This window comes from Nostoc sp. (assembly GCF_036919615.1).
Taxonomy (GTDB): Bacteria; Cyanobacteriota; Cyanobacteriia; order Cyanobacteriales; family Nostocaceae; genus Nostoc.
This window is the reverse complement of the sequence record NZ_JBALCN010000072.1, coordinates 1-25,892: the sequence shown is the minus strand read 5'-3', so window position 1 is coordinate 25,892 and position 25,892 is coordinate 1. Positions and strand designations below refer to the sequence as shown.

General features: G+C 42.1%; 22 protein-coding genes and 2 pseudogenes. 13 read left to right on the top strand and 11 right to left on the bottom strand.

Annotated features, from left to right (window positions below; genetic code table 11):
• Nucleotides 1-63 precede the first annotated feature (63 nt).
• Complete coding sequence (locus V7K48_RS20985; protein ID WP_335075137.1) at nt 64-2,997, top strand: lamin tail domain-containing protein; 2,934 nt, start codon at nt 64-66, stop codon at nt 2,995-2,997.
• A gap of 126 nt (nt 2,998-3,123) precedes the next feature.
• On the opposite strand, the gene miaB is transcribed toward V7K48_RS20985, so the two are convergent.
• Nucleotides 3,124-4,488: a tRNA (N6-isopentenyl adenosine(37)-C2)-methylthiotransferase MiaB gene (miaB, locus tag V7K48_RS20980; protein ID WP_335075136.1), complete on the bottom strand. Its 1,365-nt coding sequence runs from the start codon at nt 4,486-4,488 to the stop codon at nt 3,124-3,126.
• 230 nt (nt 4,489-4,718) lie between these two features.
• Nucleotides 4,719-6,395 (bottom strand): annotated as a pseudogene (locus V7K48_RS35100) (carotenoid oxygenase family protein).
• A gap of 206 nt (nt 6,396-6,601) precedes the next feature.
• Here V7K48_RS35100 and V7K48_RS20965 point away from each other — a divergent pair.
• Nucleotides 6,602-7,063: a globin domain-containing protein gene (locus V7K48_RS20965; RefSeq protein ID WP_335075135.1), complete on the top strand. Its 462-nt coding sequence runs from the start codon at nt 6,602-6,604 to the stop codon at nt 7,061-7,063.
• A 78-nt stretch (nt 7,064-7,141) separates the two neighbouring features.
• Here V7K48_RS20965 and V7K48_RS20960 read toward each other — a convergent pair whose 3' ends face one another.
• Both V7K48_RS20960 and V7K48_RS20955 read right to left on the bottom strand, forming a co-directional pair.
• Nucleotides 7,142-7,300 (bottom strand): hypothetical protein, encoded by a 159-nt coding sequence (locus tag V7K48_RS20960; RefSeq protein ID WP_335075134.1) that lies wholly within the window; start codon nt 7,298-7,300, stop codon nt 7,142-7,144.
• A 680-nt stretch (nt 7,301-7,980) separates the two neighbouring features.
• Nucleotides 7,981-10,197, bottom strand: a complete 2,217-nt coding sequence (locus V7K48_RS20955; RefSeq protein ID WP_335075133.1) for an NACHT domain-containing protein — start codon at nt 10,195-10,197, stop codon at nt 7,981-7,983.
• A gap of 66 nt (nt 10,198-10,263) precedes the next feature.
• Here V7K48_RS20955 and V7K48_RS20950 point away from each other — a divergent pair, with 66 nt between their 5' ends.
• Nucleotides 10,264-11,031: a thioesterase II family protein gene (locus V7K48_RS20950; RefSeq protein WP_335075132.1), complete on the top strand. Its 768-nt coding sequence runs from the start codon at nt 10,264-10,266 to the stop codon at nt 11,029-11,031.
• An 85-nt stretch (nt 11,032-11,116) separates the two neighbouring features.
• Here the strand turns inward: V7K48_RS20950 and V7K48_RS20945 are convergent, their stop codons facing one another.
• Nucleotides 11,117-11,521, bottom strand: a complete 405-nt coding sequence (locus V7K48_RS20945) for an ExbD/TolR family protein (protein WP_335075131.1) — start codon at nt 11,519-11,521, stop codon at nt 11,117-11,119.
• On the bottom strand, nt 11,508-12,176 hold the full coding sequence (locus V7K48_RS20940) for a MotA/TolQ/ExbB proton channel family protein (RefSeq protein WP_335075130.1): 669 nt from the start codon (nt 12,174-12,176) through the stop codon (nt 11,508-11,510). The genes V7K48_RS20945 and V7K48_RS20940 overlap by 14 nt, the downstream gene beginning before the upstream one ends.
• 344 nt (nt 12,177-12,520) lie before the next feature.
• Here V7K48_RS20940 and V7K48_RS20935 point away from each other — a divergent pair, with 344 nt between their 5' ends.
• Nucleotides 12,521-13,957 (top strand): energy transducer TonB, encoded by a 1,437-nt coding sequence (locus V7K48_RS20935; RefSeq protein ID WP_335075129.1) that lies wholly within the window; start codon nt 12,521-12,523, stop codon nt 13,955-13,957.
• Nucleotides 13,958-14,215: 258 nt separating this feature from the next.
• Here V7K48_RS20935 and V7K48_RS20930 read toward each other — a convergent pair whose 3' ends face one another.
• Nucleotides 14,216-14,416, bottom strand: coding sequence for a hypothetical protein (locus V7K48_RS20930; protein ID WP_335075128.1), 201 nt, complete (start codon nt 14,414-14,416; stop codon nt 14,216-14,218).
• A 247-nt stretch (nt 14,417-14,663) separates the two neighbouring features.
• On the opposite strand from V7K48_RS20930, the gene V7K48_RS20925 reads away from it, so the two are divergent.
• Both V7K48_RS20925 and V7K48_RS20920 read left to right on the top strand, forming a co-directional pair.
• Nucleotides 14,664-14,909, top strand: a complete 246-nt coding sequence (locus V7K48_RS20925) for a hypothetical protein (protein ID WP_334977395.1) — start codon at nt 14,664-14,666, stop codon at nt 14,907-14,909.
• Between the two features lie 10 nt (nt 14,910-14,919).
• Nucleotides 14,920-15,957 carry a hypothetical protein gene (locus tag V7K48_RS20920; RefSeq protein ID WP_335075127.1) on the top strand — a complete coding sequence of 346 codons (1,038 nt, stop codon included), beginning with the start codon at nt 14,920-14,922 and terminating at the stop codon, nt 15,955-15,957.
• Nucleotides 15,958-16,291: 334 nt separating this feature from the next.
• On the opposite strand, the gene ilvA is transcribed toward V7K48_RS20920, so the two are convergent.
• On the bottom strand, nt 16,292-17,803 hold the full coding sequence (gene ilvA, locus V7K48_RS20915) for a threonine ammonia-lyase, biosynthetic (RefSeq protein WP_335075126.1): 1,512 nt from the start codon (nt 17,801-17,803) through the stop codon (nt 16,292-16,294).
• A gap of 407 nt (nt 17,804-18,210) precedes the next feature.
• On the opposite strand from ilvA, the gene V7K48_RS20910 reads away from it, so the two are divergent.
• The 6 genes and pseudogenes from V7K48_RS20910 to V7K48_RS20885 all read left to right on the top strand — a co-directional run bounded on the left by V7K48_RS20910 (nt 18,211) and on the right by V7K48_RS20885 (nt 22,301).
• Nucleotides 18,211-18,522 (top strand): RNA recognition motif domain-containing protein, encoded by a 312-nt coding sequence (locus tag V7K48_RS20910; protein ID WP_335075125.1) that lies wholly within the window; start codon nt 18,211-18,213, stop codon nt 18,520-18,522.
• 131 nt (nt 18,523-18,653) lie between these two features.
• Nucleotides 18,654-18,833: pseudogene (gene rpsU / locus V7K48_RS20905) on the top strand (30S ribosomal protein S21).
• 85 nt (nt 18,834-18,918) lie between these two features.
• Nucleotides 18,919-19,422 carry a hypothetical protein gene (locus V7K48_RS20900; protein WP_335075124.1) on the top strand — a complete coding sequence of 168 codons (504 nt, stop codon included), beginning with the start codon at nt 18,919-18,921 and terminating at the stop codon, nt 19,420-19,422.
• 247 nt (nt 19,423-19,669) lie between these two features.
• Nucleotides 19,670-20,650, top strand: a complete 981-nt coding sequence (locus tag V7K48_RS20895; RefSeq protein WP_335075123.1) for an aldo/keto reductase — start codon at nt 19,670-19,672, stop codon at nt 20,648-20,650.
• Nucleotides 20,651-21,100: 450 nt separating this feature from the next.
• Complete coding sequence (locus tag V7K48_RS20890) at nt 21,101-21,265, top strand: hypothetical protein (protein ID WP_335075122.1); 165 nt, start codon at nt 21,101-21,103, stop codon at nt 21,263-21,265.
• A gap of 64 nt (nt 21,266-21,329) precedes the next feature.
• Entirely contained in the window at nt 21,330-22,301 is a 972-nt protein-coding gene (locus tag V7K48_RS20885; RefSeq protein WP_335075121.1) for a polyphosphate kinase 2 family protein, read from the top strand.
• Nucleotides 22,302-22,314: 13 nt separating this feature from the next.
• On the opposite strand, the gene V7K48_RS20880 is transcribed toward V7K48_RS20885, so the two are convergent.
• The 3 genes from V7K48_RS20880 to V7K48_RS20870 form a co-directional block, all read right to left on the bottom strand.
• Entirely contained in the window at nt 22,315-22,458 is a 144-nt protein-coding gene (locus tag V7K48_RS20880; protein ID WP_335075120.1) for a hypothetical protein, read from the bottom strand.
• A gap of 61 nt (nt 22,459-22,519) precedes the next feature.
• Nucleotides 22,520-23,215: a pentapeptide repeat-containing protein gene (locus V7K48_RS20875; RefSeq protein WP_335075119.1), complete on the bottom strand. Its 696-nt coding sequence runs from the start codon at nt 23,213-23,215 to the stop codon at nt 22,520-22,522.
• A gap of 247 nt (nt 23,216-23,462) precedes the next feature.
• The gene (locus V7K48_RS20870; protein ID WP_334977404.1) at nt 23,463-23,645 is read right to left on the bottom strand and encodes a hypothetical protein; all 183 of its coding nucleotides are present in this window, start codon (nt 23,643-23,645) and stop codon (nt 23,463-23,465) included.
• 538 nt (nt 23,646-24,183) lie between these two features.
• Here V7K48_RS20870 and V7K48_RS20865 point away from each other — a divergent pair.
• The gene (locus V7K48_RS20865; RefSeq protein ID WP_335075118.1) at nt 24,184-25,368 is read left to right on the top strand and encodes a WD40 repeat domain-containing protein; all 1,185 of its coding nucleotides are present in this window, start codon (nt 24,184-24,186) and stop codon (nt 25,366-25,368) included.
• The last annotated feature ends 524 nt before the right edge of the window (nt 25,369-25,892 follow it).

Here is a 25,892-nt window from a genome sequence, read left to right as displayed (position 1 = left end):
ACAGAGTGGCTAATCGGAGCGATCGCACTCATCCAATTAAAATCAGGAGCTAGTAAAGCATAAATGAGTCTACTTTTAAAACATCTTTTAGCGCTCAACAATAGACTCCCCAAACGCTATAAAAGACTACTAAGTAGTCTTGCTCTATCACTGTACGCCCTGAGTTGCTGGACACAAGTTGCTCAAGCTGAAGGTAGTCGCACACTATATCCCAATAGCGCCACAGCCAGCAGTAGCAGAGCTAACCTGGAATGGCGTACCAACACTTATGGCAATCTTGTACTGCGACGAACCTTGCTTAAGGTCTACGCCAACAAAGATGAGTACATTCTTTTGGGTTCCAGCGCAGTTGGGATAAGTAATGGTGATATCCGCGTTTACAATCCCGGTCGTGTCAGTGGAAGTATTGGTAGTGAAACTATTCCTAGCACACCAGATTTTGTATGTACTTCTCAAACTGGACGAGGGGTTATCTCAACTCGCCTACTGGAGTTAAACGGCCCCCGTGCTATTTCTGGTGGAGGTAATCCCAGCGGTTATATTCCCTGCTATTACCACGCTCCATCCACTGGAGTTTATGACATAGTTTTTTACGGGCCTGTTGGGGGTAACTCTGGAGCTGATGGCAGTGTTACTGGTGAGATTAATTTGGCCAACGCGAACAACTTTAATACTCAACAAGGAAGTAGTATTGCAGCTTGGGATGTAACAGTACGTAGTAACGACCAGACTTCAATAACTGACTTAAATGGGCGCTTATTCAGCTATTATTTGGCTTTATTTACTGGCAATAACGGTCGATATCTCAACTTCCCTGTCTATCCTGTAACCGTAGATGGATTTCGGTATAAAGTAGAACTCAGAGGTACAGACCCGAATGGATTCGTTCTCTATGGTAATCAGGCTGGCTTTTTTGATAGTGATGGTAAAACGCCTCTCTATCATGACCTACTAGGGGCGGATGGTCAGCTGACTAGTCCTCAAGGTAGCGTTAGTTTGGCTCGTCCCCAATATCCTACCTTTTTCAACTCCATCGACGCCAGCGCACTTTCATACATTGAACGTTACAAATCAGATGGCACTTTAGACGGAACTGGCATTCCCCTTAGCCCAATTATTCCTGTTATCAGTAACTTACAATTTAACGGTACAGTTACAGGAAATAATAGTTCTTACAGTACAGGCGGTACTTTTAACTTTGGCAGCAATGTCACAGGTATTTATGAACTCATTATCAGCCGAGACGGTAGTAATTTTGATTCGACCAACTCACAAAACCGTCTTCTGCGAGGAATTATGACCACAACGGGACAGCAAACGGTTAGTTGGGATGGTAAAGATAACAGTGGTAATTTTTTTCCAGTTGGTAGTAATTATAAAGTCAATGTCAGAACCTTTGGAGGTGAATATCACTTTCCCTTGCTAGATGCGGAAAACAATTTTACTGGCGGTCCTACCATTACAATGCTGAATGCCACTAATCCCATAGGCAATACCAGAGGATTTTATGACGATCGCGGTTATAAAACCATCGGTGGTTCTACCGTTGGCACTGTTGGTCAAGTAATCTGTGGTATTAATCCACCAAACCCAGCCTTTAGCGACCTGATTAACGGTTTTGACACCGCCAGCAATGACCGGAAATTTGGTCAGCTTGGTAACAATGGTAATACTAATGTATCATGTAGTGGCTCTTTTGGAGATGCTAAAGGGTTGGATTTATGGACTTATTATCCTGGTCAAACTCAACCAACTCCATTTAATATTATTGATGCAGTTTCACCCAACGTTGGTAAAGTCATAATAAATGAAGTTTTGTATAACGAAACGGGTAGTACTACTAACACTAACGATGAGTTTATTGAACTTTATAATCCTTCCTCATCAACTGTAGATTTGAGTAGTTTTAAGTTAGCAGATGGACACCTAACTGCTAATGATAATGATGGTACTAACGGGTTTACTTATACATTTCCTAACGGTACAACCTTACAACCAGGGAAATATGCTGTGATTTGGATTGGAGATAACAACGCCAATCATCAAGCAACAGGAGCAGCTTTTCAAGCTTGGTTAGGACAAACTCCCAAACTCAACAACTCTGGTGATGATATTTGGTTGTACGATAACCAAGATAAAATTATTGACTATATCGCATACGGTAGTGGTAGTGAGGTTAATACACCTCCCTCAAGTCTTCTTAATCTCTGGGACAATACTTATCAGTCTTCTCTAATTGGCGCTAGCACTGGACAATCTATCAGCTTGACTCCCAACGGCCAAGATACAAATACTAGTGCTTGCTGGGAAGCAACTACTAGTGGGAACGCGAAAACGCGGTGTCCCAACTACTTACCAACCATAAACACTGATGCTACAGGTAGTCGGATTACCAGTGTTGGCAAGAACAATAACGGTGTTGCCCCTAAACTGTTGCTAGTAAAACGCATCACCCGCATCAATAATCAAGATTTAACCGATATTGTGGATGGTCGTAGCGACGTTGCGATTACTGCGGCCAATTATGTCCCAGATCCCTATGCTTCTGATGATAACGATCCAAAATGGCCTGCTAACTACCTGCGGGGATTGATTAATGCTGGCACTGTCAAGCCAGGAGATCAGTTGGAATACACTATCTACTTTCTTTCTAAGGGCCCAAGTGATGCTACTAATGTTAAATTCTGCGATTTGGTTCCTACCAGTACTACTTTTATTCCCACTGCCTTTAATGGTAGTACTCCTCGTGATGGCGGTCTAGCAGGAGCAGATCAAGGTATAGCTCTTGCTATTGGTTCTAGCAGTCCTACAGTTTACCTCAGCAATGTAGAGGATGCAGATCGCGGACGCTTTTATGCTACTAACGAGGTAACCCCATTATACTGCGGTACTAACACCAATGGAGCGGTGGTAGTGAATATTACGCGGAGTCCAGATTTACCCAATCTCGTCAAAGATTTTTACGGCTTTGTCCGTTTTCGCTCTAAGGTGAAATAGCTTTAAAGATGGGAAAAGGGGAAGGTGGGGTCCCCTTTGGGGATAAGGAGCAGGAGTAAAGGAAGAAGAACTTTTCCTTATACGGTACAGAGCAAGTATTTTTAAATATGGATTACGCCCTCTTTTTCATACTGGCATGGCTTGTCTTATTTCAACTGGTTCACCCGTCAAGCTAAAAGGGCGAACTTCGGTAATTTTTACCTTTACTAACTGCCCTTTCAATTCTTTGATGTCGCCACTGAAGAATGTTAGGCGATTACCGCCAGTACGTCCCATCACCTGGGTTTGATCTTTAGGATTTTGGTCTTCTACTAAAACAGATTCAATGCGTCCAAAGTAACGTTGCGATCGCTCTGCTACTTTCAAGTTTACTAAATGATTCAGGCGTTGCAGGCGATCGCTTTTAATTTCTTCACTCAGCTGAGTGTCCCACAAAGCAGCTGGTGTCCCTGGACGCGGCGAATATGCTGCTGTATTCAACATGTCAAAGCCAATATCTTCCACCAGTTTCAGGGTATTTTCAAATTGTGCTTCTGTTTCCCCAGGAAAACCGACAATTGCATCAGCACTAATCGAAGCATCTGGCATATACAGCCGAATGGTATCGATGATCCGGCGATATTTCTCATGGGTATAACCCCGCGCCATCGCCTTTAAAAGTTCATTATCCCCAGATTGAAAGGGAATGTGGAAGTGTTTGCACACCTTGGGCAACTCAGCACAAGCCTTAATTAATCTCTCTGTAAAATAACGGGGGTGGCTAGTAGCAAATCTTAACCTTTCAATCCCCGGCACATGATGCACGTAATAAAGTAAATCTGTGAAGTTGTGCAGATGCCGACCTTCTGCTGTTGTTCCTGGCAAATCTCTGCCGTAAGCGTCAATATTTTGACCGAGTAGAGTAACCTCTTTGTAACCTTGGCGTCCTAATTCTTCCATCTCAGCCCGGATAGCTGATGGTGTACGAGATTGTTCGACACCACGCACGTTAGGAACTACACAATAGGTGCAGCGTTCGTTACAGCCGTAAATTACATTTACCCAAGCTGTAACTTTACTGTCTCGTCGCGGCTGGGTGATATCTTCAATAATATGAACTGACTCGGTTGCCACAACTTGGTTACCGTCAAACACCGACTCCAGCAAATCTTTAAGACGGTTGGCGTGTTGTGGGCCCATTACCAAGTCTAATTCTGGGACTCGCCGCAACAGCGCTTCACCTTCCTGCTGGGCAACACAACCAGCAACGATCAGGGTTAAATTAGGCTGCTCATGCTTACGCTTTGCCTGTCTGCCGAGGTAGGAATATACCTTTTGCTCGGCATTATCCCGAATTGTGCAGGTATTGTAGAGAATCACATCTGCATTATTCGGGTCTTCGCACCACTCAAAGCCCATGTCTTCCAAAACGCCAGCCATGCGCTCTGAGTCAGCTTTATTCATCTGACAACCAAAAGTAGTGATGTGGTAGTGGCGTTTAGAAGTGGTCATGGGCAATTTTACTTAATTAGCGTAATGTATATAAGGTTTATTTCTATTCTATAACGCTCTTAAAGAGAGTAACGCGGTGTTTATAGGACAAGGCTCTTTGGGATTTTTTATTTTGCATTGACCAGATGCGATTAATTATGTCTGATCAATGCTATTAGTTTTTACTGTAGCGTTGTTTTTTGAACGCAGAGGAATGCTAAGGGAAACGCAGAAGTAACGCAGAGGGTTTATTAGCCTGGGTTCCAAGTACCGTGGAAGCTGTGAGGAATGACGCTGGGTAATCCAAGTTTGCAAACGGGTTCGGCATCCAGGCGATCGCTATCAAATATCCAAACTTCGCTACTATGAGAATTACCATCGTAGACAACGGTTAGCACCCAACCTTGTTCAGGGTTTTGGGTGTCTTGGGCGTGGATGGGTTCAGAAGGATAACGGTTTTCTCCTAAATCTGCTTCGGTGAGGGTTTCGGTTTTGTGATCAAAACGAGCGATCGCATTTAATAATTCTTGACTAATATCTGTTCCTGAGCGGAATGTTGACATATATGTGTACCGAGAAGCTAGCCCCACGTTTTGCTGTGGTACATTCGGAAACTCACAATGTCGGTTTAATAGTTGCTGAATTGAGGTAACTTTGCCAGTTTGGGGATGCAGATGAACTCGCGTTAGTGTAGTTTGAGCTGTGGTGTGAGTCTCACCTCTAGCTACTTCCTTGAAATATTGGTTAGTTTGAAAATCTTCATAACGGGCAATATCCACAATCACTGAACCGATAGCATCTACATAACCATTAGCAAAATGCCATTGGAACCAAGGTTCGGTTTCTCCACGACTGACCACAGATAAGGAAACCCTGTCAATAACTAAAATCTGAGTTCCTAATCTAGGTTGCCACTCTAGCGAATCACTATAGTTGTTTGTCCCTATTAGCAGGGGTAAAACATTCCTGACTTTTCACGGGATGTGGAAAAGGTTATTTTGAGGGTTTCTCAAACCCTAACTTTTACGTTACCTATTTTCATTAACTTAGAGTTATTGAGAATTAGACTGTGGAAAAAGCCACGCTGTTTCGTGGTTTGAGGACTTACCGTGAAAAGTCAGTAAAACATTCAACCGCACTGGCGGAATGAAAAATACAATATACTGTCCTGCTAAAACAAAATCATGCACGAATGGTACACCATCTAGCTGGTATGCGGCTTGTTGGATAATCCGGCCAGTCGAATCGCTTTTGTAAATATTAAGCGTCGCATTTTGTCCAGCACTGATGCCAAAGTTAAAAATCTCCCCTGTTTGCTCGTCACGCTTGCAATGCGCGGAATAGTTTAATCCTTTAGTTAATCCCCCTAAATCATCTTCGCCCCAAGTTTCTAAACTTTGTAAATCGAGGGCGTGGGGTTTACCACCTTCCCACAGTGCCAATAGTTTATCTGGAAGTGCTAATACCGAGGTGTTGGCAGCATTCTTGAGCGGCTTTTGCCATTGATTCCAAATTGGCCCTGGTGCAGTCATACCATAATTGCCATAGAGTAGTTTACCTGCCGCGGCTTCTTCTTGATAGCCAGAGGTTTGCACGTAGCGATAAACCCCAGTTGCAACTGTATCAGTAAAATTTACAGCCAGAATTGCCCCGTCTCCATCAAACCAGTGTCCCATGTGAATGCCACCGCGTTCTAGCCGTGCCGGGCCATTGCGGTAAAGTGTGCCACGCAAGCCATCTGGGATTTTGCCAGAAAGAATTGGCAATGGCGTAGAGGGAAATTCTTTTGCCGGTTCTGCGTTAGCGTTCGCGCAGTGTTCCGTAGGAAAGCTCAGTGTACGGGGAAGCAAGCTACGCGTAGCGTCTCGCAGAGAAGGTATCGCACCTGCCCAGGCTTTTATTGTTGACTTTCTCTCAATGGTATGCATATTAAATTATTACCTGATACATTATCGATGTACATAGCTGCCTTCTTACATTTTCATCTTTGTTGCAATTGTTTAACAATGCCTCTAGCTGTAGATGTATAGAGGCTTTGATATGATATTACTCGTTAACTGAGCTAGCTCATAGTAACGAATGGGAATAACCACTAAATTGAAGTCAATCAACATTCCAAGTGGTTCAAAAAACTATGATTAGCCAACAAACAATAGATATCGTCAAATCTACAGCACCTATCTTAAAAAAGAACGGTCAACAAATCACAACTCGGATGTATGAAATTATGTTTCGTAACCATCCAGAAATCAGAGAACAATTTAATATGTCTGCTCAAGCAAATGGTTCTCAGCCTGCGAGGTTGGCTACAGCAGTTTATAGCTATGCTAACCAAATTGATAATTTGCCTGCTTTAAAATCGATGGTGGAAAAGATTGCCTATCGCCATGTGCAGACGCATGTTACACCAGAACAATATCCTATTGTTGGAGAAAGTTTACTGCAAGCAATGAAAGATGTTTTGGGGGAAGCAGCTACAGAAGAAGTGATAACAGCTTGGACTGAAGCTTATCAGGCATTGTCTCAGGTGTTTATCAATAGAGAAGATGAGATATATGTAGGTGAAGAGAAAAAACCACAGCTTGTGTATTCATAACCACAGGACTTAGTGTCATAATGAAAGAACTTAGTAGAGTATTTCATTAATTCGTAGCAAATTAAGTTTGGCAATATCTTACAATGCCAATGCATCCCGATGCATTGTTAATGCGTCCCGATGCAATGCCAATGCATACCGATACAATGTTAATGCGTCCCGATACAATGTTAATGCATCCCCCTGCAATGCCAATGCATCCCGATACAATGTTAATGCGTCCCCCTGCAATGTCAATACATCCCCCTGCATTCAAAACGCTACACTTTTATGCAAAACTGTACTAAGGAACAAGAATTAAATAACATACAATTTATGTCCTTAGCTTACCTCACCCTCAATCCCTCTCTTTATAAAGGCTACGGTGTATACACAAGTCTGAAATAGTTTACTCATCAGGTTTTCTGCGTCAGTTTTACCCCACCCTAACCCTCCCCTTTCTAAGGGGAGGGAAGTAGATTCCTGTTTCCCCCCTTGGAAAGGGGGGATTAAGGGGGGTAGTACGACTTGTGTATACACGGTATCCTTATAAAGGAGAGGGAAGCTAGATACAGGATGAAGTTTTGCATTTTATTTAATCCATGTTCCTAAGCGTTCCAAAACACTAATAACTTCAGAAGCTCGAACTCTTGGTAGCTTAGGCACTGGTTATCTCAAATGTGGTTAGCAACCGACGAGGTGCTATCTCAGGAAGTGGGAACTCTTCTAAATAAAGTTCCGTTGCTTCCAGCAAATTAGCATCGCTTCTTCTATCGTCTCTCTTTGGCTGGCGGTTCCTACATCTGGATATTCAACTACATAAACATCCTCTTCCTAATGCAAGATTGCTGTAAAGGTTCGAGTTTTTGTATCCTTAGCCTGTTGTAATGAACTCATGGAGCGTTTATCTGGCTATCTTTTGATTTTCCTATTGTTGCTTAACCACCTGGAACCAACAACATCCGCGCCTCAATCGCTTCCCAGGTTTGGGGCGACACTCGCACAGCTGCTTGTTTGCACTGGATGATGAAATGATTGGCGTAGAGATAATCGCGGAGTGCTTTGGCTTCTTCCTCAGATAAGTTGACCATTTCTTGGGTGAGATTAAAAGCATCGAGTAAGGTTTCTTGGAGGTTTTCCGCAAATGCTCGAAGTACTTTCCGTGGCTGTTGCTTACCAGGAACTTTAACTTTCAGTGCTTCTAGACGGGCAATCAGCACAGTAAAGTTGATGTTATTGAAAATTTTTAATTTTTCCAGTTTACGAGAGTAGTTAATAGCTTCGGCGAAGGCTAAGGCGTAGGCTTCGACGTAGGCTTCGACGTAGGCTTCGGCGTTGGCGTAGGCGTAGGCGTTGGCTTCAGCGTAGGTGTAGGCGTTGGCTAAGGCGTTGATTAAGGCGTAGGCGTTGGCTAAGGCGTTGGCTTCAGCCTTGGTGTTGACGTAGGCGTTGGCTAAGGCGTCGGCTAAGGCGTTGGCCTTGGTGTTGGTTTCGGCCTTGGTGTTGGCGTAGGCGTTGGCGTTGACGTTGGCGTAGACGTTGGCTAAGGCGTAGGCGTTGGCGTAGGCGATTGCAACTGCACGTTTACCCACAGGTTTAAAATCCCCTGGCGATCCAACTGTTACCTGTTCTGCCCAGTTTAATAAAGCTTGTAACTTCGGGGTATTAATATATTTTTGCGCTTTCTTTTCCATCAGCCGCAGCAAATCATCTGCACCACCGCGCATTAACCCAGCTACTAACAAAAACACCTCTTTCCAGCGTCGATCTGTCAGGTGTTCATTAACTAACTTCTCAACTTGGCGATGATCATCAATATATTGTGCTGTTAAATATTCCTGTAGCGTTAAATGAGAGAAGGAAAAGACATCCTCTGCTCGTTCTACCAAAATTCCTTGTTGAACAGCAATGGCATTCAGCACTGATTCCCCATCTAAATGCTGAGGTGCATTCAGATTACTTGCTAAAAATGTTTTAATTTGCCCAACTATATCGCGCTGTGAAAAGAATAGCCTGTCAGATTTAAAACCTGTATAAGCAATCTCTGATAGTAATATCTCTTCTAATTCTGTATGCAGTCCTTGATAAATCTCATCTCTGAGAATTCGCTTTTCTGATGCCCACTCTTCTAGCAATATCCGCAGTGCCTTTCGGTAAAGAACACTACGATTATCTGGAAAACTTTGGGAACGGTCATAAACTAAACACAGAAATGTCAGCAATAAAGGTGTGTGTGCTAATTCTTTTGCAGCTTCATGTTCTGGTTTTTGCAGTAACTCCCAGCATTTCTCGCCTGTCTTCGCCTGTGTGTCTGCCTCTGAATGAAACCAGTTATAAATAAATTGCCAAATTTGATCATCGTCAAAATCTGCCATTGATACATCACTAAAGCGGCGGAAACCGCTGCGATAAGCCGCTGTGCGACAGGAGGCAATGAAACGATTTTTATCATATTTGTCAACAAAATTTTGAATTTGGCTAATTGCCTCAGTCAAGTTTTTTGTTGGTACTTCATCCAACCCATCCAGCAAAATTAGTAACTTACCCTCTTCTAAAGCTTTGACTGCAAATTTATCTGGTGATGGAAAGCCGCAAATACCAAACTCTTCAGCAATAAACGTTTCAATATTAATGTTGCTGGATGCAAACCTTTTCAATTCGATAAAAACTGGAATGCAGCCGTGTTTGAATCCTCCTTTTTTACCTTTGAGCGCTTCTAGTCCCATCTTCCGCACAAATGTAGACTTTCCTGCACCCGGCCCACCAAGCACCATCAGATATTGTTTATTATTAGCAACTTTAATTCCTGCTTGTTTTTTACCATCGTGAGATTGAAAGCTTCGGCTTTTAGCTTTACGATATAAATTTTCTAAATTCTCAATAGATTCAAAACTCTGAATAGCATCATCATTTAAAAACTGCACCGATGTATAGAGCGATTCCAGCTTGACAGGTTCACGCATTCCTAATACTTTGAGAATGCCATGCCGTTCTTCGTAGTTTTTTTCATATTGATTTGATGCAGTAAAAATTAACCTCTTGGTTTTTTCATCCAGGGTTTTGCCTAATACTCCTAAAACCTGACTACCGATTTGGAAAAACATAGCGGCGACACCGCTAACGGCTGATATCGCCAAAGGTTCCATTCCTGTCATAAGATTATTCAGTGAATATGTTTAATAATTCAAGCTGAATTGCGTTATCCAACTCTAAATTATATTATGACAACTACACCAAGCTTCAATTCCTGGGTTATCTGTCCCCAACCAAATCCTCAAGCCAACTTGCGTTTATTCTGCTTCCCCTACGCTGGTGGTAGCGCGGCGATTTTTCGTACATGGTCTGATAATCTACCTAATAATGTCGAAGTCTGTGCTGTGGAATATCCGGGACGGGGAAGACAGATTAAGTCAGTACTTTTGACGCGATTAGAACCTCTTGTTGAAGCGATCGCTCCAATTCTGATACCATATTTAGATAAACCATTCGCCTTCTTCGGTCACAGTATGGGCGGATTAGTTAGCTTCGAGTTAACCCGTCTACTTCGCTCTAAGTATAGTCTTACTCCCTTTCAACTTTTCATATCTGCTCGTCGCGCCCCGCAAATCCCGTTGACAAAACCACCTCTTCACGTCCTATCAGACCCTGATTTGATCAACGAGCTACACAGTCTTAACGGTACACCCAAAGCAGTACTAGAAAGCCCGGAACTGATGCAGATGTTTCTTCCTATTTTGCGGGCAGATTTTGCAGTTCTGGAAACTTATATTTACACTCAAAAACAGCCATTGAAGTGTCCTATCACTGTTTTTAGTGGTTTGCAAGACCAAGAAGTTAGTCATGAAGAGATGCAAGCATGGCAAGAGCAGACAATCGCTGCTTTTTCATTGCATGAATTTAACGGTGACCACTTTTTTATCCATTCACAGCAAGAATTATTATTTAAACTTATATCTCAAGAATTGCAGATTTGTAAGCGTAGCTGGTAGTAGTAATTAGATAAGAAGGAGTTAGGAGTCAGAATACAGAATTTTCCTGACTCTCTGAACTTCTGATGCACAATATTTTTACTTTTTATCTTTGGGTAGCGATCGCTAACCTTGCTCCCTTCACCTGACGGACTTGATCCATTATCCCCACTATCTCACCGTGCAAGACTTTTTGATCAGCATTAATAATTACCAATGCATCTGGGTTAGAACCAACTAAAGTCCGCACTCGCGCTGCTAAATCATTAACTGCTATTGGATCGCGATTTAGGCTTATCTGACCTTTTTCATCTACCGTGATGGTAACTTTAGTGGGAATTTGCTGTTCCTTCGCCGTGGCTGCCTTTGGTAGATTTACTGGTAATCCTTCTGATCGTGTTAAAAACAGCGTTGACATAATAAAAAATGTCAAAAGAGCAAACATTACATCAATCAGAGGTACTACATTTATAAATGGTGCTAAATCTGGTTCATTCTCATCTAGATCCATAGGACTTCTCCTGTTGTTCGTAGCGATCGTGTTGTTCATAGCGATCGAGGAACAGTATTTCTAACTGTCCGCCGTACTCTTGAATCATTGTTATCTGCCGCTGATATAGTCCCCGGAAGATGCTGGCTCCTAAAAGCACAAAGATAGCCACAATCAATCCTGAGGCGGTAGCAACTAAAGCTTCACTAATACCAGCAGTGACTGCACCAGTTTTAGTAGCTCCGACATCACCAACATTCAGTCCAGCAAATGAGCGAATTAATCCTAAAATTGTGCCGAGAAGTCCCAACAGAGGCGCTAAACCGATAATAGTGTCAAATACAGGTTGAAACCGCTTGAGTATAGGGATTTCTGCTTGCGCCTCGCTTTTCAAAGCCAAACGAAATTTTTCTGGAGTCGGTCTTTCTAGCTGTAGTCCAGCCAGAAAAATGCGTGCTATAGGTAAATCTACATTTTTTTGCAGCTTATCCACAGCACTAACGACATTATCAAGTCGATAAAGATTTAAAACCTCTCGCACCACCCGGTTTTGACGCTTACCAATCTGTAGCCAAAACTTCGCCCGCTCAATCATTAGTGCCCCTGCCAACACCGAAAACAGCAACAGGGGCAACATGACCACACCGCCTGCTGCAAACAAATCCTGAATTCCCATGTAGTGCCTCTAAACGTCATCAACAATACAAAATCAGACTACCAGAATCAAGCGAAAAAATGAAACTTTTTCTCAATAAAGTTTAAGATATAATCAGAATTTTTTCAAATCTAATCTAATATCATTATTTTTTACTTTTTTTTTGTTTGAGATAAAATAATTTAATTAATACAAAAATTAATTTTATCTATAAATTGTGATAAAGAACAGTATTTTTCAAAGATATTTTGATGATGTAAATATACTGTTGCGTAATACTGCCAAAATAATTTTAATTTTTTACTTGATATTTGCAACCATGCATTCTAAAATGACTAAATTAATGAGAATAGGTAGCAATAGCTATGAGCTTTTCCGGCACTACTGTCGAGCAACGTTCCAAAGAAGTTGAGGCTCTCAAGTCTTTTCTGACTTACAGTCTGATAGGTTCACTGGCGCTGCATATCGGCGTACTGTCCTCAGGCATAGGTAATTATTTGACAAGAGTGCCTACAAACGAAGATGAACCAATAGAGGTGGCGATCATAGATACTCCGACTCCGGAGCCAGAAAAACCACTTGAAAAAATTACAGAAGAACCTAAAAAAGAACCAGAAATTGTTCAAAAACAGCCTAAAGAAATTCCACCAGTACAAAAACCAGTACAGGAATTGATTGAAAGACCAAAAATTCAGCCAGTTCAACAACAAGCAAAACAAACTACTCAAATTCAGCCAGTTCAACAACCAAAACAAACTACTCAAAACCCACAACCAACAAATAGGGAAATTGCTCCCAAGTCACAAGTCCCTGTGACAACTGTTGCACCTGTGATCGGCGGCGGTGGCGGCGGCGGCGGTAGTCCAGTCCTGACAGATAACTCTGGTAGCTCTGGCTCAGGCGTTGCTTTAAATACAGGTTCAGGTTCAGGTACAGGTTCAGGAATTGGCTCAGGAATTGGCTCAGGCTCTGGCAGTGGTAGAGGTTCAGGAATTGGCTCAGGCTCTGGCAGTGGTATAGGCAATGGACTAGGAAACCGTCCGACAGTAGCAACAGCGCCAACAGTGCCAACACCTCCAAAAATTAACAGTTCAAGTAATGGTAATGGTAGGGCAGATTGCCGCAAATGTGGTTTCAAGTATCCAGAGTCATTTAAACGACGAGGAATCGAAGGCCGTGTAGGTTTGGCTTTTGATACTGACGAACAAGGTAATGTCACTAATGTGCGGGTAGCCAGCTCCAGTGGAAACCGTGAATTGGACGAAGAAAACTTGAGACAAGCGCGTGAATGGAAGTTCAACCCAGCACAAGGTGGCAGACAAGGGGTGCGAGTCAACTCTGGGGCTTTTAAAGAAGATTCACAGCAATACCGCCAATACCAACAGCAAAGAAAAAAAGAAGCAGAAGAAAGAACCCAGCAGGCAGCAGCAGCAGCTGCTGCTAACTCCATACAAGAACATCCAGGACGTAGACGCAGAGAGTTGACACCCTCATCTAATGAAGCTACAGCCACAAGACCAGCAATATCTGGATTGAGTAGACGGTTGGAACCTCAAAGACGAGAAATTATTACCGCAGGCTCATCATCTGAAACGAGGATAAATCGCACTCAAGGAAGTGCCAGAGACTCCCTACGCAGCATCCAGCGTCAACGAGCGACTACCAATTCATCACAACAGCCACAAGCAACCCCAACTCGGCGGCGGCGAGCAGAAAACACCAGTCAGGATAAGTTGCGGGAGTCTTTGCGCCGTTTACGCCCACAACCTCAATCGCAACCAGCTGCTCCCAGTCAGCCGTAGTCTGTCAAATTGAAATTGATGGGTTCGTAGTGAATGATTTATTACTCAATTTTAAAGGCTAGAGTGGCTACGAATTTTCACAACCCATCAAAATTAATCATATGAACCACTAATACTCGACCAACCCAAAAATGACTTGTGAAGGTAGGCAGGGGAAGCAGAGGGAGAAAAGAACTTGATTTTCTTTCCATAAACCCTGCAAAGTTGACTTGACAGAGTACTAGTACCGCAACAAAACTTACTGGAATCATACTTTGATTAGCGATAATCGCCGCCTTCTTTTTTAGGAGGTGGTTTTTCTTTGGACAGGAATGGCGACCTTAAGCGTCTCCCTCTACCATGAGGAAGAGGGGTTAGGAGTGCGGTAATTCTATGATGGGCAATTAGACACACTGGCGATCGCTTGATTTGCCAATCAATGGAAGTGGAAGTGAATAATCCTGCACTTCCCTCTACCAATTTATCTGATCAGGGCGATGAAAATCGCCTACACCTAAGGAATGGTAGTAGTGTTTGCTGATCAAATTATCTGGTGAGAGGATAGTTAAGGGCTAACTCTTAAGTTGCTCATCTGCACTTTATGCTAGGCGTCAAATTCACTGATTTGAATAAAACTTCTACATAAACATACACTGATGCAGTTTCATTTGCTTGAATAGCTATATTGATAAGACATTGATCCGACGGCAATTCACAATTCCTGATTATGGCAAGTAAATTCATTGATGTTAGGGAATATACTGTCAGGGCGCACAAAAGACAGATTCATACTCGTGTTTTCCAGTTTGTCTGTAAAGAGTGTAACGATCTGACAAAGCGCGAGACTTTCGGTCCTCGACCCTTATATTGTGAGAGATGTCGCCCTCCCCAACCCCCGAAGAAATCCCAGCCTACATCTCAAAAAGCAAAACCTAGACCAATGTCTTACAAAAGTGACATCGATTTAAAATGATTGAAGTATTATGACTCAAAATGGACAATTAGAACCACCTCCAGGCACCTTTGTTTCACCACTGTTGGAATTACGAGACTATTATGCTCGCCTTACAGAAGAGTATGAACGCCTCTTTGTGCAGGCACGATCGCAGCTCGATCATGTAGAAGCGTTGTTATCTAACTGGTCTTTTTCTGATGCGAATAAGCAGATATCAAGACTAACGGCGGCTGAGGAAACTACAAATCTTTCTCAAGAAGGCTCTTTGAGGTTTTTATCACCCCTTGATAATATCGACGAAATCAACTTGGTGGAGTCTGTAGAGTCAGTACGAAAAGACAAAGACTTGGTTGAGATAGATAATTCCTTTTCTGCTGTTGATACAAAACAGAGTCAACCTCCAACTACATCGCCAGATCCAAAGATACCAACAGAGAACAACGATAATTCAACAAAGGTGGCGGAAATCCCTATGCTGCCCCAGTATTATCACGCTCTCTCTCGAACGGAAGCCATAAAACAGCTATTGCAAGAGCAGATAGGCACTGTCTGTCATATTGATTTTATCGTGCGATCGCTTTATGGAGAGCTAGATTCCAATCTATTCAAAGTAGTTAAAGGTAGGGTTCAATCTTCCCTTACCCAAGGCAGAGAAAGGAATTACTGGGTAACTATTCCCGACGAGCCAGGTTGCTATACCCTGGATTTAAGTTTGGTAGTTCCAAATAATGGCAATGGTGCTTTTAAAAGCATCAAAAACAAAAAGAAGAAACCTTTCCTACCTCTGACAAAAACAGTACCAATGCTCAAAGCCTTTGAGGGTCAATTCTTAATTGATGCCCTCACCTCTCTGTTAGAACAAAATCCAGGTAAAGTTTTCAGCGTTGCTGAAGTCATCGCCGGAATTTATGGAGAACTAGATTCTCAGCAACTTAGAGAGATCAAAAATAAGGTGTTGAATGAATTATCTAGAGGCTATCGAACAGGCAGATTCTCTAGGGTTCCTAACCAAATCGGCTTCTATACTTGGGACTCGAATCTGATATTGGAGGGTAGCTCTCGCTAAATTGGCATGGGGCATGGGGCATGGGGCATTGGGCAATTCAATTTTGGATAATGGAATTGACGATAGCGCAGCTCTGTTCTCTACCTTGGGCTGCGCCAACGAGTCTGCAAGCGTATGATATCAAGTCCGACTTAATACTTATGTCATTGCGCGCGGAGCGTGGCAATCCCAAACCATTGCGATTGCTTCATTCCACTTCTCTACGAGACGCTGCGCGAACGTTGCATTCGCAATGACATATCGTAAGTAATTTACCGAACTTGATATGAGTGGATTAAATTTAAATCTAAAATCCAAAATCTAAAATCTAAAATTCTTACTTCTTACTCCTCCCCTATCCCAAAAACAGCTTGTATGCCGGATTCTTGTTTTCATCCCAATAGCGATAGCCCAGGTTATCGAGAAAAGCTTGCCACTCTTTCATCTCATGAGGGGGAACCTGGATACCGACAACGATTCGTCCGTAGTCTGCACCGTTGTTGCGGTAGTGAAAAAGACTAATATTCCAGGCAGGACTCATGGAACTAACAAACTTCATCAATGCGCCGGGACGTTCGGGAAACTCAAAACGGTAGAGCAATTCATTGTGAGCCAGGGGAGAATGTCCACCCACCATGTGCCGCAGATGTAATTTAGTTAGTTCGTCGTCTGTTAAATCAAGAGTTTCAATTCCTTGAGCTTCAAAGGTTTCTACCATCTTTGCAGCATCAGCACGATTTTGAATTTTTACACCTACAAAAATATGGGCTGTTTTTTCATCGGCAATCCGATAATTAAACTCGGTAAGATTACGGTTGCCAATACATTCACAAAACCGGCGAATACTTCCCCGTTTCTCAGGAATTGTGACTGCAAAGATCGCTTCGCGGCGTTCGCCCAACTCTGCCCGTTCTGCCACAAAGCGGAGGCGATCAAAATTCATGTTTGCACCACAGGCTACAGCAATTAAGGTTTGTCCCTCGATTTGTTCTCGTTCTGTATAGGCTTTGGCAGCTGCGATCGCCAATGCACCAGCTGGTTCTAAAATGGATCGCGTATCCTCAAACACGTCTTTAATCGCGGCACAAGTTTTGTCTGTATCCACCAGAATAATTTCATCTACATACTGCTGACATAAACGAAAGGTTTCTTCACCTACTTCTCGCACCGCCACGCCATCAGCAAATAACCCTACTTGGGACAAGCGCACCCGATGTCCGGCTTTGAGCGATTGAGACATCGCATCAGCATCTACTGGCTCAACCCCAATAATCTTGATTTCCGGACGCAACCGTTTCACATAAGCCCCAATCCCAGAAATTAATCCGCCCCCTCCAATCGCTACAAAAATTGCATGGATGGGTTGCTGATATTGCCGTAAAATTTCCATCCCGATTGTCCCCTGTCCAGCAATTACATGAGGATCATCGAAAGGATGAATAAAGGTCAACCCTTTTTCTACTTCTAATTCACGAGCATAGCTATAAGCATCGTCGTAGGTATTTCCATGTAATACGACTGCTCCACCCCTGATTCTAACCGCATCTACCTTGACTTGGGGTGTGGTTATTGGCATGACGATAATCGCTTTGGTTCCCAAGCGATGGGCTGCAAGGGCGACTCCCTGAGCATGGTTCCCCGCAGACGCTGCAATTACACCTTGCGCCAATATATCTGGTGGCAGTTGCACCATTTTGTTATAAGCACCCCGTAGTTTAAAGGAAAATACTGACTGCATATCCTCACGTTTCAGCAGGAGTTGATTATTTAGCCGCGCAGACAAATTTGGGGCAGACTCCAGTGGTGTTTCCTGGGCAACATCGTACACACGGGCAGTCAGGATTTGGATAAGGTAGTCGCAATACATGGGTGTCAAAGTGTTAGCAAATGCCGGATGGAAATTAATTTTACGTTACAAGCGATCGCACTGGTTTCATTTAATTGCACTCTCTGGAAATTTTGAGTAAATAAAATCTAAAAATTACTAATTACTAATACTGTTTGAAGATAAATAAATTCAGTGATTGAATTTTTTTGGTGACTTCAAATTCAATGCGATCGCTGGTAGGTTGATTTTAAACGAGTTTCGCCAACTGTCTGAGTATTTAGATCAACAGATAAGTATAGTGTTGCTTATGAATATAACTTCTCAATTTATGTTAAAATATTGGATGGAAGATTAAATTCGGCTGTATAGTTTGTTTTTATATATAACTTGTATTACAGACCTCTCCGGATATAAATCTCTACATCCCCTGATTCTGGAGACATTCTATGTCAATTTACGTCGGTAACCTATCTTATGAGGTTAAAGAAGATGACCTCCGGCATGTCTTTGCAGAATACGGAACTGTAAAAAATGTTCAATTGCCTATCGACCGAGAAACAGGTCGGATGAGAGGTTTCGGCTTTGTAGAAATGGAATCAGACGCTGAAGAAACAGCAGCAATTGAGGCCCTTGATAATGCTGAGTGGATGGGTCGGAGCTTAAAAGTTAATAAAGCCAAGCCCAAAACAGATGGAGGTTCCTCTGGTGGTAGACGAGGAAACTATAGTGGTGGTGGTGGCTCCTCTCGCCGCAATTAAGGTGTAAAACTAAGAATTTAACTCTAAGGTCTTGAGGGCAGACAAGGCGTCTGCCTTTTTTTGTGCTTCAGTTGACTGGAGTATTTACCACAACCCAAGCACTAATTAAGTCAACTTAGTAGAAATATAGTATGGCCCAAATAATCGCAGGCGAAAATGAAGGGATTGAATCAGCCTAACGTCGATTTAAGCCAGAAGTGTCCAAAGTAGGGATTTTTCCAGATATCAGAAAGCACCGTCACTTTGAAACACCTCTGCAAAAGTGCAAACGCAAAGCAATCGCCAAGCACAAACAGCGTCAGAGAAGTTGACACAATTGATAATAACTGTCTCTGATGAAGCCATGCGTTAGCGTAGCTTACTGTAGGTATCGTTTTTGTAACAGATGTAGCAACCATGAACCCAGAAGTTAAACATATTGTTAGCGAACTAAGGCATAAGTTCTACTCTAACTTTGCTGCTGCTATGAATATGCCGGTGATCATAACTGGTACATCTTATAGTAGTAATTCACCGATCGCATCTTGGATGGATCATAAGCAGAGACTGAACTATGTAAATGTATACGCTTATACAGCCCCTGATGAATTTGTCCCATTCCGCCCGTTCATTCTTCGACTGGCTATTAACAAGAGTGCTGGGAGAGTGACGATGTTAAGAAAAGGACAAGTATGCCGAGGTCTTAATTTAGTGTGGGACTTTGAGTTAACTGTACTACCAAAAGAAATCTTAGACTTTCTTCCCTGGATAGTTAATTTAGTTGAGGCTCATGACAAAGGTTCGCCCTTATTGCTACACTCACCACCTCATTCATTTGAATCAAAAGCACCAGAGGTTGGGTTCTTTAATAACGCATGGACTCAGAAAGCTTGGCTGCTTGCAAATCTGACAATATCCTAATGGTTGGTGCTGAAGCTGCTTTTAGCAACCGACTAAAAATATATCTGCTTGGGCTTTGTTTGCCTAATAAGAAAGTAGCGAGCCTACTTTGGAGAACGTCCCAAACCTTTGTAAATTTTCAAAACTTTAGAGGCAACGTAGCATGAGTGCTAAAAGGTTCTCCCTATTTGCCAGGTAATCATCCTACTCGCGGCTTAATACCTGCTATATACCTGATAATTAATAAGGCAATCTACAGAGAGCAAAGATGCAGACTCTCCAACAACTCTCCCTCCCAAGCATGGGCTGCGGGACTTGGGCCTGGGGCAACCAACTGCTTTGGGGATATAACGAAAGTATGGATGACCAGTTGCAAGCCGTCTTTAACCTTTGTGTAAGCAACGGTGTAACTTTATTTGATACAGGTGATTCTTACGGAACTGGGAGATTGAATGGTCGGAGTGAGTTACTCCTGGGACGATTCAACCGAGAATATGTAGGTTTAGGCAAAGAAAATGTTTGTATTGCGACTAAGCTTGCTGCTTACCCGTGGAGATGGACACGTCAGTCAATGGTAAAAGCTTGCAAATCATCTGCCCAACGCCTGGGAAAAAACGTAGATTTGGTGCAAATGCACTGGTCTACAGCGAATTATGCTCCTTGGCAAGAGGGAGGGCTGTTAGATGGTCTTGCCGATTTGTATGAGCAAGGACTGGTTAAGGGAGTGGGACTATCTAATTATGGGCCTAAACGGCTCAAGCAAGTGCAGAAAAAGTTTGCTGAACGAGGCGTTCCGATTACTACTCTGCAAGTTCAATACTCTTTATTGTCTACATATCCTGTCACCCAACTAAAGCTCAAAGACCTTTGTGATGAGTTGGGAATTAAACTGATTGCCTACAGCCCTTTGGCCTTGGGGCTACTGACAGGAAAATACTCTGAGCAAGGCCCTTTGCCCAAAGGTATTAGAGGTCTGCTGTTTAGGCAGATATTACCAGGAATGCGATCGCTTTTGGTATGTTTGCGAGAAGTGGCACAGTCTAGAAACAAAACCATGTCACAGGTAGCAATTAATTGGTGCATTTGTAAAGGAACCATTCCTATTCCTGGAGCCAAGAGCGTGGAACAGGCTAGGGAGAATATTGGTGCATTGAGTTGGCAATTAGACGCCAGTGAGATTGCAGAGTTGGATAGGGCGGCGGCGAATGCAGACAAAAAAATGGTACAAAATATCTTTCAAACTAAGTAAAATTTTAAGGTTGCTGAATTTGAATATGAATGATTGCAAAAACTTGGTTTAAGTCGGAGAAGAAAAATACTTAGATTTTACATAAATCCAGACATAAATCCCTTAATTATGTCTGATAAACTAGTAATATAAATTACTATTTTTCGATAAAATACAGTGCTATTTTAGCAAGTATCTTGTCAAGAATAGCTTTTATCGTAACCTTTCAAGGGGGAGAAGGGCGATCGTCAAATAAAACAACTCCTGATCTGGTAATGTGAGATTTATGCAAGACCGTCGAACTCAGGTTACTTTATATCGTTAGTACAAGATATAAATATCATAATATTATCCTTTAGCTAGATACTACAACATCTCGCTCGGTTTACTGTAATTTTAAATTACTCAGAAGAATTTTCATGAAAGCTAGTTAAGCTTTTAAGAGTTGTTAAGTATAAAAAGAGTTAAGGATTGGCTGGCTGTCCTTTCTGGAGGACAAAAGCAACTGCCAATAACCGAGTCATTGTGCGTGCCTGGGATTCTGCTGGTAACACTCAACCAGAAGATGTCAAAACGATTTGGAATTTCAAGGGATATATGAATAACTCTTGGCATCAAATTGAGGTGACCAAATAGCCTTGAATAAATTGAGCAAATTAAGGATATTTCTTGGTAAACCCTATTTAAGTTAAAAAAACCTATGAGCCAGTCAAATAATTCAAAAGATAATAATTCAACTGCCACCAGCAAGGCAACACCAGCAGAATCTCCTAAGACAAAAAAAGCGGCAGCAAAGATTACAACCAAGTATGCCGAGGAAATGGCACCTGAAAAAATCGTTGTAGACGAGCCACCGCCTAAACCAGACTATCCTCGCTATCGAGTTCACCCCGGACAGCTTATCACCTTGGCTAATTTCGATCCAAATGCCTGCGAGGACTACAAGAAAAAGAAGCATGTTGAGAAAGAATTGGAAAAGCAGCGTCAACGGTTGCAAAATTTGCAAGAACGGTTATATGCTGAACACCAACGCAGTTTGCTAATCGTGCTGCAAGCGATGGACACCGGGGGTAAAGATGGCACCATCAAACATGTATTCGGTGGTCTTAACCCACAAGGCTGTCAGGTTTGGTCATTCAAAAAGCCCAGCGATGAAGAATTAAGCCATGATTTTCTTTGGCGCTACCACCAACGGGCACCACAACGGGGGATGATTAGCATCTTCAATCGCTCTCATTACGAAGATGTGTTAATTGTGCGAGTTAAACAGCTAGTACCAGAGAATATTTGGCGCGATCGCTATCAGTTGATTAACGAGTTTGAGCATATGCTGACACTCAACAACATTGCTGTTATCAAGTTTTTTCTTCACATTTCTAAAGACGAACAAAAACGGCGCTTGGAAAGTCGGTTAGAAGATCCAGATAAGCATTGGAAGTTTTCCAGCAACGATTTAAAAGAGCGGGTGCTGTGGGATGACTACCAAGCAGCATTTGAGGAGATGATTAACAATTGCTCGACTGCTCATGCTCCCTGGTATGTCATACCTGCAAACAATAAGTGGTATCGTAACTTGGTAGTAGCTCGAACGATCGCAGACACTCTAGAAGCAATCAACCCGCAATTTCCACCAGCAGAAAAGGGTTTAGAAAACATTGTGGTTCCAGATTAAAGTAAGAAATTACCTAAGCACAGCATTTCATGAATTTATTGCGAATTAAATTTGGCAATACTTTGTTAAGTGGATAGGCATAGATAAACAATACTTTGTAGTAAGCATTAAAGTGCTGAAAATCCTTACCCTGAATAATGTGCGATGGTGTAGCCATCGCACATTATGTTGATTACTTAAGTCAAATCGCACCTAAGTCCAATCGCCTCCAGGCGTGATCATTGTCTAGCAAAAGCCAAGTCACTTTCAATTAACTTGGCACCTGTTAGGTTAGCCCCACTCAAATTGCAGAAGTTAAAATTTGCCCCTCTTAGGTCTGCTAGTGATAGATTAGCTCCTCTTAAGTCTGCATCAGTGAGGTTAACTTCACTTAAGTTAGCACTACTTAAATTAGCCCCCTTTAGTGAAGCTTGTTGCAGGTCTGCCTTGGTTAGGTTTGTCCTCATGAGGTATGCCTTACTCAGGTCGGCTCCACTTAAATTAGCTTCACTTAGGTCTGCTGCCGTTAAATCAGCTTTACTTAGATTGGCTTGACTTAGGTCTGCCCAACTCAACTTTGCATAACTTAGGTTAATTTCACTCAGTTTCGCTGATGCAAGTACTGCACACCTCAAATTAGCATTAATAAAATTTCTTTCTCCCATTGCATAACGGCGTAAAATTTTCTCAGTTGTTACTTTGTCTAAAACAGCTTTTGATGCGCCTTGATAACACCATGTAGCTTCTAATAGTTTAGTAGCAGTGTTAACAGCTACCTCATCACATTTAGCCATTATCACACCATTGCAGCCATCCCACTGACCGTTAATCATAAAGGCAATCTCACTAGCGGCAGCAATTGAGTCAAATAGTAAAATAGATTCTTTGTGCCGTTTTAAGCAGCTATTCCAACCAATCGAGATAATATTTTTCATTTATATAAGTTTTGGCGCGTTAAGTGACGATTACGGCTCTAACTTCAAGATATTAATAAACTCTGCTTATTCAAGGTTAGTTCCATCAACACAAAAGACTGGGCTTCGTTTTTCAAGACTGCCTGTTTTGTACGGCAGTTTATGACAGGGCGCTGCACAAAGACCTACAACACTGATGCAGCCCATTCACAGCGCTCTGTCACAAAGGAGTTACAATCGGCTTAAGTACAAATGCAAGAACTAAGCTCTAAACAGTTGAGTCTGAGCGTTCTATTTGCTGCCGAATGGTATCAATAGAAGCATTAATGCCAGCCAGTTTGGACTCTAAATCATCTCGCATCCAAATCAAGAATTTTAATTTCCGCTCTAAGCCAGCTTTGCGCGAAATGGGTTCGCTTCCATAACAGGGATTACCCCAAAAAGGAAACATAGTTTACCTCTGTATTTAGCTTTTGTAACAGTGCAATGTTAGATTGCACTACTACAATACATTCTGACTAATAATAATCAAACTGGTGTGTGTAACAACCGACCTAAATTGGACGTGCTTAACGAACTTTGCTAAAAGTTATCTCTTGAACTAGCAGAGGTATTTGACCATACTGCCATCAACTCTTTGCATTCCTGCGTTAAGAAAAAGGTGAAGTGACGGCGGCACTTCAAATCAAGACAGAAAGATTCTGCCAATTTGGCATTACAAGTCTCTGTTTTACAGTTTAAATAAGATATCAAGACAACGGGACAGCCCAAAGGTTACATGAGGAATGGTTTACCCTATGCCTCAGTACCTCCACAAATCGCCAGTTGTTGACCAAATGCTGTAAAATCACTTCTCAGGCAACTTACAGCACTTGGTCATCGCTTCTCTACGAGACGCTGCGCAAACGCTACAACTGGCTAGTAATGTACTACAAAACACATAGCAATTCATAAGTCTATCTACTGGTTAAATTTAGCAGATATCCCTGGTGGCATATTTTCTCACTTTAATTAAGAAAATGAAGGGCGATGCTTACGGCGGTAAACTACTCACCGGATCAAATGGGAACCCTATTAATATAATAGCGTTCCTCATCGCCATGAAATTATTAAATTTCCTCAAATCCAAACCAGTTATTACAGCCTTAGCTATTGCAGTAAGCATCACTGTCATTGTCATTGATGTCCATTCTTCCAGTTCAAATCCCCCCATTGGCAGGAGTACAATTACTCAGTCTCAATCACATATTCAACTTGTTCACACACTGACTGACCATAAAAAAGTGACTTTTGGTGTTTCAGCAGTTGTCATTAGCCCAGATGGGCAAACCCTGATTAGTGGAGGTAGAGATGATACTATTAAAATCTGGAATCTCCGGACTGGAAAATTACTGCGTAGTTTAGATGCTCATTCAGATGGTGTTACTTCAATTGCTATTAGTCCAGATGGCAAGCTGCTTGTAAGTGGTGGAATAACCACTCCAACAATGAAAATTTGGGATTTACGCACTTCCCTTATGCTTAACATCGAAAGTGGACATACCCTGCCAGTAGAAACAGTTGCTATTAGTTCAGATAGGAGATTGATTGCTAGTGGCAGTGATGATCACACAATCAAGCTTTGGGATTTACACACGCTTAAGCTGCTTGATACCATTGCTGCACACTCAGAATTTGTGAGTAAGGTTGCATTTAGTCCTGATATGCAAACCCTTGTGAGTACTGGGGGTGGCGATGACAATACAATTAGGCTGATTGATCTCCAAACTAAAAAAACACGCCATATTCTCAAAGGACACAAAACTGGAGTTGATGCTATTGCCATTACTCCAGATAGCAAAAAGCTTGTCACTGGCAGTTTTGGTCAACTAGTTTCTCGAAATCGTGCAACTAGCACCCTGAAGTTATGGAATCTTCAAACTGGAAAACTGCTGCATGAGTTTCCTGACAATTTTAGTTCAGTTGAATCTCTTACCATTAGCCCGGATGGAAAAATTCTGATCTGCGGCAATTATGATGGCAGTATTAAACTGTGGAGTTTAGAGACTTTGAAATTGTTGCACACCTTTCGGGATGGTTCCAGTTCCGTTTTAGGGGTTGCTCTTAGCCCAGATGGTAAAACCCTTGCTAGCAGCAATGAGGATAGTATTATCCATATTTGGCAAATTAACTAACTGCATTAGCTATTACCTACCTGACTTTTCACGTCATGTGGAAAAATTAACAAAGACTTAACCCCCTAGTGACTGTTTTCAAACCCCAAATTGGACTTAAATGTAGGTTGGGTTAAGGAATGAAACCCAACCTACAGCGTTGCTTTGTTGGGTTGCGCTACGCTTAACCCAACCTACTTTTTGAGTTTGAAAACACGCCCTATGCTAACATCACTGTATTTTTTGCCCTTTTATCTCATTAAGTATTGTGAGCTTCCTTTGTAGTATAAACACTTGGACTAGCAAGAAAGCAACATTGAATTTGTGAAGTTGATTAAAACAGAGGTTTCTTGAGCAAATAGAATAAGCGACATTTAAAATTTGAAAATGTTAGGTTTGCGACCTTAAATATATGAAACAAAGTAAAATTACTGTCAAGTTTGAAATGCTCTTATACCAATTTTATATGAAGCTGCATATAATGGAGAAAAGAAACTCGATAAATTAAAATAGCCATGAGCCGCCCTTTTAAGATTGAAATCGCA

Coding starts and splice junctions, on each gene's coding strand:
- V7K48_RS20880 (WP_335075120.1), bottom strand. CDS start 22,458: ATGGCTACACCATCGCACATTATTCAGGGTAAGGATTTTCAGCACTTT.
- V7K48_RS20920 (WP_335075127.1), top strand. CDS start 14,920: ATGACTCAAAATGGACAATTAGAACCACCTCCAGGCACCTTTGTTTCA.
- ilvA (WP_335075126.1), bottom strand. CDS start 17,803: ATGTATTGCGACTACCTTATCCAAATCCTGACTGCCCGTGTGTACGAT.
- V7K48_RS20925 (WP_334977395.1), top strand. CDS start 14,664: ATGGCAAGTAAATTCATTGATGTTAGGGAATATACTGTCAGGGCGCAC.
- V7K48_RS20895 (WP_335075123.1), top strand. CDS start 19,670: ATGCAGACTCTCCAACAACTCTCCCTCCCAAGCATGGGCTGCGGGACT.
- miaB (WP_335075136.1), bottom strand. CDS start 4,488: ATGACCACTTCTAAACGCCACTACCACATCACTACTTTTGGTTGTCAG.
- V7K48_RS20950 (WP_335075132.1), top strand. CDS start 10,264: ATGACAACTACACCAAGCTTCAATTCCTGGGTTATCTGTCCCCAACCA.
- V7K48_RS20945 (WP_335075131.1), bottom strand. CDS start 11,521: ATGGATCTAGATGAGAATGAACCAGATTTAGCACCATTTATAAATGTA.
- V7K48_RS20870 (WP_334977404.1), bottom strand. CDS start 23,645: ATGTTTCCTTTTTGGGGTAATCCCTGTTATGGAAGCGAACCCATTTCG.
- V7K48_RS20940 (WP_335075130.1), bottom strand. CDS start 12,176: ATGGGAATTCAGGATTTGTTTGCAGCAGGCGGTGTGGTCATGTTGCCC.
- V7K48_RS20910 (WP_335075125.1), top strand. CDS start 18,211: ATGTCAATTTACGTCGGTAACCTATCTTATGAGGTTAAAGAAGATGAC.
- V7K48_RS20900 (WP_335075124.1), top strand. CDS start 18,919: ATGAACCCAGAAGTTAAACATATTGTTAGCGAACTAAGGCATAAGTTC.
- V7K48_RS20935 (WP_335075129.1), top strand. CDS start 12,521: ATGAGCTTTTCCGGCACTACTGTCGAGCAACGTTCCAAAGAAGTTGAG.
- V7K48_RS20955 (WP_335075133.1), bottom strand. CDS start 10,197: ATGACAGGAATGGAACCTTTGGCGATATCAGCCGTTAGCGGTGTCGCC.
- V7K48_RS20985 (WP_335075137.1), top strand. CDS start 64: ATGAGTCTACTTTTAAAACATCTTTTAGCGCTCAACAATAGACTCCCC.
- V7K48_RS20885 (WP_335075121.1), top strand. CDS start 21,330: ATGAGCCAGTCAAATAATTCAAAAGATAATAATTCAACTGCCACCAGC.
- V7K48_RS20875 (WP_335075119.1), bottom strand. CDS start 23,215: ATGAAAAATATTATCTCGATTGGTTGGAATAGCTGCTTAAAACGGCAC.
- V7K48_RS20965 (WP_335075135.1), top strand. CDS start 6,602: ATGATTAGCCAACAAACAATAGATATCGTCAAATCTACAGCACCTATC.